Origin of the sequence: Bacillus sp. JCM 19034 (assembly GCF_001310635.1) — a bacterium.
GTDB lineage: Bacteria > Bacillota > Bacilli > Bacillales > Bacillaceae_D > Halalkalibacter.
Map to the genome: position 1 here is coordinate 16,963 of NZ_BAXR01000015.1, position 12,740 is coordinate 29,702.

The following is a 12,740-nucleotide window of genomic DNA, read 5'->3' on the forward strand; positions in this document are numbered from 1 at the left end:
AGGAGTGATCATCATATGAACCTATTAAACATTCATCACGTTGCAATTATTTGCTCAAACTATGAGGTATCTAAACGCTTTTATACAGAAATCCTCGGTTTAACAATTATCAATGAAACATATCGAAAAGAACGAGAATCATATAAACTTGATTTATCCGTAAATGACCTTGTTCAGATCGAACTTTTCTCCTTTCCAAACAGTCCTAGACGACTCAGTTACCCTGAGGCACAAGGATTACGTCACCTTGCTTTTTCCGTTAACGATATTAACGAAGCTGCGGCTGAACTTAAGGCAAAAGGAGTTGATGTTGAACCGATTCGCATAGACGAATCAACTGGTAAACGTTTTACTTTTTTCCATGATCCTGATCTACTGCCTATTGAATTATATGAACGTTAATTCTCACGTCTAATATGACAAAAAAGCTTGTATGAAAGCCATTTGCTTTCATACAAGCTTAGATTAAGTCGTTTGTGGTGATACCTGCTTATTTCCACTAGACCTCTTTCTTATGATTTGACCTATAATTAAAACAGCAAATAGTACTATCCCTATGAGATCAGTCCAAATCGAACCGTGGATTAACACGAGTGCTGTAACGAAAGCAAGTAGCCTTTCGATTAGTAGCAATCGAACAAATAAATAATTTTGGATGAACATAACAAATGCCATAATCCCTACAATTGCCGTTATAATATGTTGGGAAATCTCCAACCAGCTATACATACCTGCTTCCTCAGGCAATAAAAGGATTGCCGTATTCATGACAAATACAAACGGTAGAAGCAAGGCCCCTGAATCAAATTTAAAGCCTTGAACACCCGTACGTATCGGTTCTGACTTTGCGATTCCTGATACGGCGTAAGCCGGTAGATTAATAGGCGGTGTATCATCTGCCAAAATACCATAATAGAGGACAAAAAGATGTGCGGCCATAATCGGTACACCCAATTGTACAAGTGCTGGTGCAACCATAGCTGCTAAGATTACATAGGTGGCTGTCGTCGGTAAACCTAATCCTAAAATTAAACAGGCGATTAACGTGAAAATTAAAGCAAATATTAAATGCTCTCCAGCAAAGTTAACAATAATTGTTGGTAATTTGGCAGAAAGCCCTGTTAAATTTATGACTCCGATTAATATACCTGCAGTTGCACACGCTACAACTACTGTCAATGAGTTTCGAGCAGCTACTTCTAAGCCAGATATAAGCTCTCTAACACCAAAACGAATAGGTGCTGATTGTACTTTAAAGAAACGCTGCATTAAAACGACAAGCAATGCGACAGCTAAACCAATTGCTACCATTACAGCTATTTCTAAACGCCATGAAAAAAAGAAGTGTAACGCAAATGCAATTAAAGCTACAATCCCCGCAACAAGCATTCCAGCTCCAAACTGTTCTCGTAGGCGATGAGTAAAGCTCGCCAAAACGAGTAATAATACGATTGCAAAAAAGGCAGCATTTGGAACGGTATTACCTTGAATGAGGAAATAGACGAGTACTATAACAGGCAAGATTAAATATCCATGCTGTATTAACGTTTTTCTTCCTGATACAAGTGCTTCCTTAGGTAGACCTGTTATGTTATTTTTTGAAGCTTCTAAATGAACCATAAACAAAATTGCTATATAGCTTAAAATCGCTGGGATAGCTGCTGACTTAATAATTTCAGCATAAGAATACGGTGTATACTCAATCATTAAAAAAGCAGCTGCCCCCATAATAGGCGGTAATAATTGTCCACTTGATGAAGCTGCCACTTCTATTCCACCTGCAACTTGAGGCTTAAATCCAACTTTTTTCATTAGCGGGATCGTGAAGGTTCCCGTTGTTACGGCATTGGCAACTGAACTTCCTGATATCGAACCGAGCATACCTGAAGAAACAACGGCAGCTTTTGCAGGCCCTCCTTTATATTTCCCAAAAGCTCTCAAGGCAAGGTCAATAAACATCTTACCTGCTCCTGTAGCTTCTAGTATTGCTCCAAACAAAATAAAGATGAATACATATGTCGCTGACACCGATAACGGTGTACTAAAAATTCCAGATGTTGTGTAGCCCATTTCATAAATAAATTGTTGAAAATCAGCTCTCGTATGACGAAATGGTGGGCTAAGAAAGCCACCTATGAAGAAATACGTTATAAAAATAGCGGCGATGATCACAAGTGGCTTACCGACTACTCGTCGTGTTGCTTCTAACACTAAAAGCAGCAGCATAATGCCTACTAGTAAATCAATGATCGTCATTCTCCCTGATAATATAGATGGAGACGTTTGATTTGCATACAAATAATAACCAACGAAAACGGCGATTCCGGCAATGACAAAATCATATGACGCAATTTTCTTCTGGTTTAACCCTTTTTTTATTGGGAAAATCAAAAATACTAGTGCTAAACCTAGCGTTAAATGGATAATCATATGTGAGCGAGTTCCCACACCTGGCATTAAACCAAATCCAGCTGTGTAAAGATGATAAACTGACATCACCACAGCAATCACTAATATGAGCAGAGCCATCCAACCACGAACACTTCGATCACTTCCAGCAAGCTCATTCACTTGTTTATCCATGTTTTTATCCAGCTCATACTCGATTCTCTTTTTATTCTTTTTCAAATGGTCCCCTCCTCTCTAGTAACGAACAATTCGGATTCGAAGCTTATGACCTGCAAACAAGGTTAAATCTAATGAATCGTCCTTATAGTAGAAATAATGAGAAAAGCGATCAGATGGTAGAATCGTTAACTGCTCCACATCACGCTCTTCTTGTAATACATAAAAGCCATCGATAAACAAAAGCTTGTCTTTTTTTCATAGGGAATCCCAGCCCCAAATGACTGAACCCTACTTTCTGTTGCAACCATGACTCCTTCATCATTCATTTGGTAGTATTCTTGTACAGGTGTTAGCGAAACAGAATGAAGATACTCGTGATAAAATGTTTCGCCAGCTTGTATCGGAGCTTCCCAAATCACTTGCTGTTCTTTCTCATCGTATATTTGTAAGTAATGTTCTTTTCTCATAAGTACTAAGATAAGTAAGCTGAGAATGATAAACAAAAAGGCAGCGCCAAAACGCCTAGCCTTTTTGTTATGAGTATCACTCTTATTGCTCATCGAAATATTTCTGTGCTCCAGGATGAACCGTAATTGACATACCGTCAAGGCTGAATCTAGTGTTATATTCTCACCTTGTTGATGTGCATTGCTAAATTGATCTAGGTTTTCAAACATTGCCTTTGTTATGTCATATACTAAATCTTCATCCAGCTCTTCTGACACAACGAGCATCGCCATTACTGCAGCAGTTGTCGTATCTCCATCTGTTCCATAAACGTCACTTTCAACAACATAATCAGTATAGTATGGATATTCATTTGCTAGTTCAGCTAGCTTTTCAGTGCTTATTTCAACAAGACGAATATCTTTCGTTGCCTTCAAGGCTTCTACTGCACCTGTTGGCAGCCCTGCTGTGATGAAGGCAGCATCAATGTTCCCATCCTGAATATTTCCCGCTGCTGTTCCAAAGTCCATATATCTTCCGAAATGTCATCATATGTTATCCCATGAATATCTAGAATTTGCTTCGCATTTGCTTCTGCTCCAGAACCTAAATCCCCAACAGCAACCCTTTTACCTGCTAAGTCCTCAACTGTTTCGATCCCACTGTCAGCAGAAGTAATGATTTGGATGACTTCTGGATACAGCGTAGCTATTCCATGAAAACCGCTTAAAGCTCCTTCTTCTTCAAACATATTCGATCCTTCACTTGCATAATAAGCAATATCATTTTGCACTAACGCCATTTGTGCATCACCATCTACTAAACCATTAATATTTACAACTGATGCACCAGAAGTTACCGACTCTGCATTAACACCTTCGACATGTTCATTAATAATGTTGTTAGCAAGTGCTGCACCTAATGGAAAATAGGTTCCTTGTTCTCCACCTGTCATAATCGTCACATCCTCGACGTCTGAACCACAAGCAGCAAGTACAAAAAGTAGCACTGCTCCAATTATCATTCCTATTCTTTTCACCATTCATCATCCCCCTAAGATCTTTTTTCTAAAAGTAAAGTAGCTTGTTGATACAATATATAGGCATACTAAAAATTTATGACAAGTTTAACACGCTTATTCTATTGGTACAAGTAATGTGATAGATAATGTAGCAGTAAAATATTGCTACCTCTCTATGCTAATGAATGGAAACAGGAAAAATCATGTACATAACTAGAATGGCTAAAAACAGTTACTTCTCCTTCGCGAAATCGTTTAACAAAAAAAACCATTCATTCCCCACCTATTGCAAGAAATAAATAGCTATAGCCTTTCATAATATATAATTAAATTAGTCAACTCAGCTTCTTTAATTCTAAGCCCCATATCTTAATATAATAGCCGCCATAATCATCTTTTAGCAATTTGATTCCGACTAAACTGAAAGGAGTCCATACACCTTCAAACGTACATGTGGCAATACTATCACCTCCTAAACATTTTCAGCCGCTTTCTCTAATTCAAAGGTAACACTGTTCTTTACTAAGAACAACGGGATACATTTGACTTCTTTTGTCGAATACACATGTCTAAGCGGGTTTTACCTATACTATAATTTAGATTTACAGTAGGCTTACACTTTTAAAAACGTAAAAAAGCGATGAAATGAATGGTCCTTCCTCATTTCATCGCTTCGAACTTCTTTAACTAAGTGCACGGAATCGATAACCAACCCGTTTAACGGTCTCAATATAGATTGGTTCTGAACGGTTAGGTTCAATTTTCCTCCTCAATTTACTTACATATGTATCAATTATGCGTTCATCCTCTGAATCACATATTTCTAACAATTCTTTACGTGACAATACTTTTCCTTTATGCTCGTAAAAGAAGAGCAGGAGTTTCATTTCTCGTTCACTCAAGTCAGATTGCCTATCCTCTACTACGACTTTATAGCTTTCTGGATAAATTTCTAAATCACCTAGAGAAAGCACATTCTTTTGTTCAGTTTCAAACTTTTTTTACTTTGCAACAATGAGCTCGACGAATATTTGCCTTTAAGCGGGCTACTAGTACTCGCTCATTAATAGGTAATACAATATAATCATCAGCACCTAATTCATACGTTATCACAGCATCATAATCGTCTTGTGACGAGGTTAGCAGGACAATCGGTACGTTGATATCGTGCATCCTAAATTGTTGACATAAAAAGCCACCTGTTTCATCATATGAATCTTGCATGATTATAATTAAACTAATATCTTTTACCGTCGCATGACTTAGTGCCTTATCGAGCGTTCGATCATGATAAAATTTGTAATTCGGAAAGTGCTTCTTTAATATGTTGATGATAATATCATTTCTGTCTAATAAAACGATCGTTTCTTTCATTAAGTGGCCTTCCTAACTATCCCATTTCATCTTTCTTTACATGATACTAGTCCATTATTAAGAAATTATTAAGTAATAATTAATTTTAAGTGATTTTTTCAATGGGATACGTTTTTCACCATAAAATCTGTTGGCTAACGATGTTTTTTCGAAATTAATTAGAAACCGGCTTTCGATCAATCACCACCTCTTCATAATTAATCCTTCTATATATATATTTTATTGTTCAATTCCTACTAAACAATTCCCTATAATCTACCATTCGTCTTGATTTTAATGTATACTATTCTACAAAATGACCTAAAATCGCCTAAATTTTTAAGTAGCACGTAGAAGTCACAATAACACTGAGTTCTATTCAGTGATTACATAAAATTCATGTCTTTATAGCATTCAAACGTCAACATAAGTAAAATCACTTTTTTAGGAGGTTATCTAATGTCAGAGCAAAACAATGACCAAAAACCATTAGAAGATGAAGAAAAGCACTCCACGAGCACTAAAACTCAAGTTAAAAAAGCTCAAGGGGAAAACACTTCAAATGACGAGACTGTAAATTCTACTCACTCCAAGCAAAATGTGTATTTGGATCAGAGTAAGGAAATTAGTAAACAATATTTTTCATTCGCCCTATCTGTCTTAAAGCAGCCCTTTCATTATTCCGCTACATTAGGACAAAAACAGATGGTGAATGGACTTATTTCAATGATTCTTTACTCGCTTTTATTACCAATGTATATATATATTATTGGCTACTCACTTCCTTTCTTTGATACCGTTTTAAAACCAGCTTTCGCTACCATGATCTTATTCTTGCTATTATCAGTGATTATCTTAGGTGTAACAAAATTAATGAAAATCGAAACCAATTTCAAAACGATCGTAACACGCTTCGGTTCCTTCATAACGATTTCAACAATTCTTTTAGTTGTCGCAAATATATTAGCTTTACTTTCTATTATAACTTTTAGTATTTTACTAATTTCTTGTGCTTTGCTAGGTTACTTTATTGCGATTGCGACAACAATGTTCTCATTTCATGAAAAGGATAGAAAAGGTATTGATACGTTTTACGCCATTGCCATTATCTACATCGCTATTGGCTTCATTTCATATCTAGTTGGTGAAAGCATGGTAAATCAATTACTTAATTTAAACTACCTATTTTAAAATGAAACATATATCAACTAGTTAAAGGGACTAAATATGGATTCAGGCATCAAGCTATATCATATATAAAAAAGTGGCCCCGAGAAACAAATCTTTGTTCTCCGGAGCCTCTTTTATTTTTATTCATGGATTTTCGTAACATTCGCTTTTCCTTTATTTCTCATCCAAAAATTTAGCCTGCAGCTTTTCAATCTCACATTCTGTTAAACCAACAGCATTCATTACATAGTCAATTACACTTTCGTAATTTTCTTCTATTTTTGCAAAAAACGCTTGAATGTATTCTGTCCGTGCTTCAATCATAGCCTCTAATACATCGGAGTTAATACTTTCGATATATTTATTTCTGTTTGAACTTAACCCTATCTTTAAACGATCTAAGGAACGATTCGTTAGCAAGTAATCTTCTAAAATAACCTCACGGGGAACTCCTAATACACTTAAGATAAGTGCTGCCATTACTCCTGTGCGGTCTTTACCAGCCATACAATGAAATAGTACAGCCCCATTGTTTTCTTCTAATAGGACATCGAATACTTGGCGAAACGCATTAGTATGAGCTATAAACTTTTCATTTAAATCCTTCAATAACTCGCCAGGCTTACTGTATTTAATAAGTTCTTCTGTTAAATCAAGAACTTGACGATACTCACCTTCGCTTCCAATAACAGGGACGTGATGCCATTTGATGAAAGGCATCTCCGGTGTTGGAAAATGCATGAGCTCATCCTTATCTCGCAAGTCACAAATTGATGAAACGCCTAATTGATTCAGTTTCAGCTGGTCCTTTTGGCTAAGCTCATCTAATTTCCCTGAGCGAAATAGCTTCCCCCATTTCACTCTTTTTCCATCCGTTGTTTCATATCCACCTAAATCACGAAAGTTAAATGTCCCTTCAAATTCAATAATTCTGTTATCCCCTTGTTTTGTAGATAGACCCTTCACTTAACCACCACCATTACGTATGTTTTAACTTCATCTTCAATCGATTCGAGATAAATTCAACACTAAATACCATTACAAAAATAACAATAGCGACAAAAAACGCTTGATCGAACTTATATAAACGCATTGCATGCATAAGTTCCCAACCGATCCCTCCTGCCCCAACAGCACCTAAAATCGTTGATTCCGAAATATCACCTTCAAAGCGTAAAATACACCAAGCAAGCAATGCTGTCATGACCGTTGGGATCACACCTTGAACAATAATCGCAAACCAATTTGCCCCCGTTGCTTGCATAGCCTCAATGACACCTTTATCGACTTCCTCGATCGACTGTGCAAATACTTTAATCAACATCCCGATCGATCCAATCATAATGGCTAAAATCCCCGGAAATGGCCCCATTCCAACTGCCACAATGAAAATTAATGCCCAAATTAAAGTTGGAATCGCCCGTACTAAAGAAGCAAATCCTTTTAGTAACCAAGAAACTGTTGGATGTGGAGTTAGGTTTTCAGCCGCTGGAAAAGCTAGTGCAAAACCAATGATTATTGCCAATACACATCCAACAACTGCAACTTGAAACGATTCCAATGCAGCAGCCAATACCTCTCTCCAATACGTGAAATCAGGAGGAACCATGACCGTTAACGTTTGAAGAAATGTCCAAACCCCTGTAACAAGTCGACCATAGTCAATGTTTAATTGACTAAGCGAGAAGAAAAAGAATAGTATCGTAAATATAAACACATACAGCATAAAGCGATTATTCTTCTCTAATTTTCTCTGACGCTGAGGTGACTGTTGTGTAACGATATCTCCCCTCATATAATCCGCTCCCTAATTTGATTTGTAATCCATTCAGTCAATAATACAATGGCTAAAATTAATATAATCCCCATACAAACTTCTCCATACTGAAATAATTTAATATTTGATTGGATAACAAAACCTAAACCACCTCCACCAACCATCCCAATAATGGTTGAGGCACGTACGTTAATTTCAAGCATATACAACGACCAACCAAAGAACCCTGGCAAAAATTGTGGAATAACACCCTGTGCTATCGCCTGAAAATAATTCGCTCCCGTTGCTTTTACCGCTTCTAATTGACCCATATCAATCTCCTCAAGTACTTCTGCAAAAGCACGTGTTAAAGCTCCAACTGAGACGATAACAAGGGAAAGAGTTCCGACCAACACACCAAGACCAAAAGAAGCTGTTAATAAAATCGCCCAAATAAACACAGGAATATTACGAAATAACGAACTAAATCCACGCATGAAAATTTGCACGGCTGGATGAGGGATGTTGTTGCTGCTGCTAAAAAAGCCAAGCAAGCTGCAATCAACGCCCCAATCACCATTGCGACAAAGCTCATATAAATTGTATCAAGGGCCGGACTAATTAATTTTGTTAGCACCGAAAAGTCTGGAGGAAATAAATCATTTATGATAAATAATATAGCCTGAGATGATCCTGAAAAAAGAGCTGGAATTGAAAACTTTGTCTCATAGGCTGACCAGACCGTCAATAATACTAGGCAATCACAAAACCCCAAAGGAGCATTTTTTTATTCCGCCTAACTTCAAGAAGGTGTTCCTGTTTCACGAGGCCTTTTCCTCCTTCTTTTCCTTACTACCACGGTAAATTTGCTCAACGATCGCATCAGTCAATTCAGCTGGTGGTCCATCAAATACTTTTTCTCCTTTATTTATCCCGATAATACGAGTGGCATATTTCTTTGCCACATCAACTTGATGGAGATTACAAAGACAAGCTATTCCTTCCTCTTTGCAAATCGAATAAAGTTGATCCATAACAACCTCTGAGGAAACAGGGTCAAGACTGGCAATTGGCTCATCAGCTAATATTAAATCTGGCTTTTGAGCAATAGCACGAGCGATCCCTACGCGTTGCTGCTGCCCACCACTTAACTCATCGGCTCGCTTGTATACTTGTTCACCTAAGCCAACTCTTTCTAGCAAACGAATAGCCTCATCACGGTCCTCTTTAGAAAAAAGGCTGAGCACAGCTTTAAATGTATTCATATAGCCTAAACGCCCATGAAGTACGTTACGTAAGACAGATGAACGTTCAATCAAATTAAAGCGTTGGAAAATCATCCTACTTCTCGACGGTGTTTTTTAAGCTGTCCTGAATTCGCTCTAACAATATCTCGTCCCTTAAAGTTAATTTCTCCTCCCGTCGGCTGAACAAGACGGTTAATAGACCGTAAAAGTGTACTCTTCCCGGCACCACTTGGACCGATAATCACGATAAATTCTCCATTTTGTACTTCAAAGTTTATATCCTTTAACGCTGTCGTACCGTCTTGATACACCTTTGATAAACGATTCACCTGTAACAATGCCATAATTGAATCTCCTCCTATTCGAGCATTTCCTCTGGGGACATGTCTAATAATTCTGCAGTTTCACGAATTACATCATAGTCACTATCTTCAACAGGGAAATATCCTTTATATCCCATTACTTCAAAATACTCTGGATTCTTTTCATGGTAAGAAAGAGCAAATTCTTTGATTGCTTCAACCAAATCTTCAGGTAAGCCTTCACGATATGCTAGCGGTCCTCCAGGAATCGGATCAGTGGTTTGAATAATTCGCACATCATCAGCATCAAATAAGCCAGATTCTGCAAACATCGGTACACAAAATTCACAAACAGCCGCACCAGCAGCATCCCCATTTGCAATCGCTAAAATTGATTTATCATGACCTCCAGAATAAGCAACACTACTGAAATAGCTTTCGATTTCATCATTATTAATTCCTAATTGAGATATCATGGACGCTCTCGGGAATAAATGACCAGATGTAGAAGCTGGGTCAACAAACAAGAAGTCTTCTCCCTCTAATTCCTCTAATGTTTGAACTGGAGAATCTGCTGGCACAATAATGACACTATGATACATCGCTGATTCTTCACTTTCCCCCATAATCGCTATTGGTTTTGCTTTACTTCGTTCAACTGCAATAATGTATCCAAATGGGCCAAAATTTGTAATATCAATTTGTTCGGCTCTCATTGCCTCAATCATCATGTTATAGTCTTGTCCTTCGAAGAATTCAACCTCAATCCCTAATTCTTCAGCTAAATCATCTGCGAAGGCACTTGAAGTTCGTGCTAAATTGTTATCATCTTCCGTTGCCATCATGCCCATTTTTAATGTTGTCGGCCACCCATTTTCATTCACATCTTCATTACTTGACTCTTGCGAACACGCCCCAACGACACTAAGCACTAGTAACAATACCCCAACAAAAATTGCCTTTTTCATTTTTTTCTCCACCATCCTATTTTTTATGAATACAAGGTTGTATACAACCTTGTATGTAACTCAGAATAACAGGATATTGTAAATATTCTATAAATAGCTTGTACAAAAAGTGTAAAGATTCTGTGAAATAGTGAGTAACTATATTTGTCGGGCTGCTGTAGAAGGTTCCCCTTTGGTTGAAAATCCCCAATTCATTTGGTTTACCTTTCCTTTATAAAATGAAACGAATCTGTGAAAATGAATCACTTTAAATATAATCCTTAAAGAATAATGCTCAGTCTATTTACAAAGAAACGGAAGGAACGCTATGATAGAGAATAACGCTATATCGTAACTGAATAGAAGTAGAAAGTTGGAGATTGATATGCAACCACTTGAAGAAAAAGCATTTGAATTTTTAAAAGAGCAATTAATCCACGGTGAATACTTACCAGGAACACTACTATCAGAGAATGAAATAGCGAATTCTCTCAATATGAGTCGTACTCCTGTCAGAGCAGCGATTTCTCGATTAGAACGTGAAGGTTTTCTAGAAACGGTAAAAAATCGTGGGATATTAGTGCGCGATATTTCTTATAAAGAATTCCTTGAAATCAATCAGGTTATCTATTCATTTCAATATTACTTGTTCCATTTACAAAAACCCGAAAAACTAGATATTGATGTTAAAGGACTTGAGTATCACTTATCAGAGCAACAAAAATGCACAGAGAATAATGATTATTTAGGTTATGCTAAGCATTCTGCTTTATTTTTACGGACAATGATTTCTGGGACAAATAATCAAGAGATGCTTAAAATCATCGATGGCTTTTTTGATCGAATCATTCGTTTTGCAATCGTTAATTATATTCGCACACCTCACCATAGTCATTATTCAGCTAATGAGACGAATCAAAAGCTTTTAGAAGCTTTGACGAATGAAGATTATGATCAAATTAAAGCATACTTACATATTTATTTTGAAAAGATAAAAAAACGCTTTAGCTAATCTAATAGACTAAAAACACGAAAAGTCCGCTATGCAACGGACCTTCGTGTTTTTTCTAGGTTTATATAAGAGAAGAAATGGAAAGTAAGATATGCTAATATTAAATAGATACGTAACTACATTATAAAAAGAATGAACAGACACCAATTATATTACGTACAGGAGTGATTTTTTGAACAGACCCCTTTTATTTCTATCGCTCTTATTCACTACCGTCTTCATAAGTGGTTGTGTTAAGGCCGAGTATCATTTAATCATACATGAGGATGGTTCGGCAGAGGTAGAGCTTTTTACAGGTATAAGTGAAATGATGGCAGGTTTTATGGAGAACGAAGACTTTTATGATCAACAGCTCATAGAAGACGGCTATACGCTTACCGAAGAGGCGAGAAATGGCTATAGTGGTATGAAAGCTACTAAACTCTTTTCTTCATTAAATGATGTTGAACTGCCCATTTCTGATGAAGAAGATCCAATGACAATACATGTTCAAGAGAAAATCTTTAGCAAGCAATTAAACCTTTTTCTAGAATGGTCCGGACGTGACCTTACAGAACAGCAGCAATCCTATCATCCATTATTAGAAGGCATTGACGAAACAATGGCTGAATCCTTTGATTTAAGCTTTAAAGTGACTTTACCCGAGTCAGTTAAAATGCAGGATCATAATGCGAGTAGAATAGAAGAGAATACGTATATTTGGGATTTATCCTTACTCACTGATCAAACGATTGCATTAAATAGTGAACTCCCTAAACCTATTCCCTATCTATATATTACTGTAGCTATCGCAATTGTTATAGTTCTATTCATAATCGTTTTAGTTATTAGAAAGCGGGAACAAAAGTAAGAATATTCCATTTCCTATTAATTACGATCATCGTCGTTAGGGTCATTAGACAACCTGTCTATCAACT

Annotated in this window: 13 protein-coding genes and 2 pseudogenes; 4 read left to right on the forward strand and 11 right to left on the reverse strand. The window is 36.9% G+C overall.

The window, feature by feature from the left end; all coding sequences use genetic code 11:
- Window positions 1-15 precede the first annotated feature (15 nt).
- A complete protein-coding gene (locus JCM19034_RS15985) occupies window positions 16-402 on the forward strand; it encodes a VOC family protein (RefSeq protein ID WP_062051294.1) in 387 nt (128 codons plus the stop codon).
- 63 nt (window positions 403-465) lie between these two features.
- On the opposite strand, the gene JCM19034_RS15990 is transcribed toward JCM19034_RS15985, so the two are convergent.
- From JCM19034_RS15990 to JCM19034_RS16010, 6 genes and pseudogenes are all read right to left on the reverse strand, one after another.
- Window positions 466-2,628 (reverse strand): TRAP transporter permease, encoded by a 2,163-nt coding sequence (locus JCM19034_RS15990; protein WP_231686990.1) that lies wholly within the window; start codon window positions 2,626-2,628, stop codon window positions 466-468.
- 15 nt (window positions 2,629-2,643) lie between these two features.
- Window positions 2,644-2,766, reverse strand: coding sequence for a hypothetical protein (locus JCM19034_RS24255; protein ID WP_269431718.1), 123 nt, complete (start codon window positions 2,764-2,766; stop codon window positions 2,644-2,646).
- Complete coding sequence (locus tag JCM19034_RS25240) at window positions 2,754-3,245, reverse strand: DUF1850 domain-containing protein (RefSeq protein ID WP_370622118.1); 492 nt, start codon at window positions 3,243-3,245, stop codon at window positions 2,754-2,756. The genes JCM19034_RS24255 and JCM19034_RS25240 overlap by 13 nt, the downstream gene beginning before the upstream one ends.
- Window positions 3,231-4,057 (reverse strand): annotated as a pseudogene (locus JCM19034_RS16000) (TAXI family TRAP transporter solute-binding subunit); the annotation flags it as partial. The pseudogene JCM19034_RS16000 and the gene JCM19034_RS25240, both read right to left, overlap by 15 nt.
- 662 nt (window positions 4,058-4,719) lie before the next feature.
- Window positions 4,720-5,010 carry a winged helix-turn-helix domain-containing protein gene (locus JCM19034_RS16005; protein ID WP_062051297.1) on the reverse strand — a complete coding sequence of 97 codons (291 nt, stop codon included), beginning with the start codon at window positions 5,008-5,010 and terminating at the stop codon, window positions 4,720-4,722.
- A gap of 16 nt (window positions 5,011-5,026) precedes the next feature.
- Window positions 5,027-5,410, reverse strand: a complete 384-nt coding sequence (locus JCM19034_RS16010; RefSeq protein WP_062051299.1) for a response regulator transcription factor — start codon at window positions 5,408-5,410, stop codon at window positions 5,027-5,029.
- Between the two features lie 438 nt (window positions 5,411-5,848).
- Here JCM19034_RS16010 and JCM19034_RS16015 point away from each other — a divergent pair, with 438 nt between their 5' ends.
- Window positions 5,849-6,580, forward strand: coding sequence for a hypothetical protein (locus tag JCM19034_RS16015; protein WP_062051301.1), 732 nt, complete (start codon window positions 5,849-5,851; stop codon window positions 6,578-6,580).
- 153 nt (window positions 6,581-6,733) lie between these two features.
- Here JCM19034_RS16015 and JCM19034_RS16020 read toward each other — a convergent pair whose 3' ends face one another.
- The 5 genes and pseudogenes from JCM19034_RS16020 to JCM19034_RS16040 form a co-directional block, all read right to left on the reverse strand.
- On the reverse strand, window positions 6,734-7,525 hold the full coding sequence (locus tag JCM19034_RS16020; protein ID WP_062051303.1) for a tyrosine-protein phosphatase: 792 nt from the start codon (window positions 7,523-7,525) through the stop codon (window positions 6,734-6,736).
- A gap of 13 nt (window positions 7,526-7,538) precedes the next feature.
- Window positions 7,539-8,354 (reverse strand): phosphonate ABC transporter, permease protein PhnE, encoded by an 816-nt coding sequence (gene phnE, locus JCM19034_RS16025; protein WP_062051305.1) that lies wholly within the window; start codon window positions 8,352-8,354, stop codon window positions 7,539-7,541.
- Window positions 8,351-8,869 (reverse strand): ABC transporter permease subunit, encoded by a 519-nt coding sequence (locus JCM19034_RS21185; protein WP_231686991.1) that lies wholly within the window; start codon window positions 8,867-8,869, stop codon window positions 8,351-8,353. The genes phnE and JCM19034_RS21185 overlap by 4 nt, the downstream gene beginning before the upstream one ends.
- Before the next feature lie 267 nt (window positions 8,870-9,136).
- Window positions 9,137-9,906: pseudogene (phnC, locus tag JCM19034_RS16035) on the reverse strand (phosphonate ABC transporter ATP-binding protein).
- Between the two features lie 14 nt (window positions 9,907-9,920).
- A complete protein-coding gene (locus tag JCM19034_RS16040) occupies window positions 9,921-10,832 on the reverse strand; it encodes a phosphate/phosphite/phosphonate ABC transporter substrate-binding protein (RefSeq protein WP_062051309.1) in 912 nt (303 codons plus the stop codon).
- A gap of 352 nt (window positions 10,833-11,184) precedes the next feature.
- On the opposite strand from JCM19034_RS16040, the gene JCM19034_RS16045 reads away from it, so the two are divergent.
- Both JCM19034_RS16045 and JCM19034_RS16050 read left to right on the forward strand, forming a co-directional pair.
- Window positions 11,185-11,823 (forward strand): GntR family transcriptional regulator, encoded by a 639-nt coding sequence (locus tag JCM19034_RS16045; RefSeq protein WP_062051311.1) that lies wholly within the window; start codon window positions 11,185-11,187, stop codon window positions 11,821-11,823.
- Between the two features lie 172 nt (window positions 11,824-11,995).
- On the forward strand, window positions 11,996-12,673 hold the full coding sequence (locus JCM19034_RS16050; protein WP_062051313.1) for a hypothetical protein: 678 nt from the start codon (window positions 11,996-11,998) through the stop codon (window positions 12,671-12,673).
- Window positions 12,674-12,740: the final 67 nt, after the last annotated feature.

Excerpts from the sequence above, each read along its gene's own strand:
- JCM19034_RS15985 (WP_062051294.1), top strand. The coding sequence starts at position 16 with ATGAACCTATTAAACATTCATCACGTTGCAATTATTTGCTCAAACTAT.
- JCM19034_RS25240 (WP_370622118.1), bottom strand. The coding sequence starts at position 3,245 with ATGTTTGAAAACCTAGATCAATTTAGCAATGCACATCAACAAGGTGAG.
- JCM19034_RS16010 (WP_062051299.1), bottom strand. The coding sequence starts at position 5,410 with ATGAAAGAAACGATCGTTTTATTAGACAGAAATGATATTATCATCAAC.
- JCM19034_RS16015 (WP_062051301.1), top strand. The coding sequence starts at position 5,849 with ATGTCAGAGCAAAACAATGACCAAAAACCATTAGAAGATGAAGAAAAG.
- phnE (WP_062051305.1), bottom strand. The coding sequence starts at position 8,354 with ATGAGGGGAGATATCGTTACACAACAGTCACCTCAGCGTCAGAGAAAA.
- JCM19034_RS16040 (WP_062051309.1), bottom strand. The coding sequence starts at position 10,832 with ATGAAAAAGGCAATTTTTGTTGGGGTATTGTTACTAGTGCTTAGTGTC.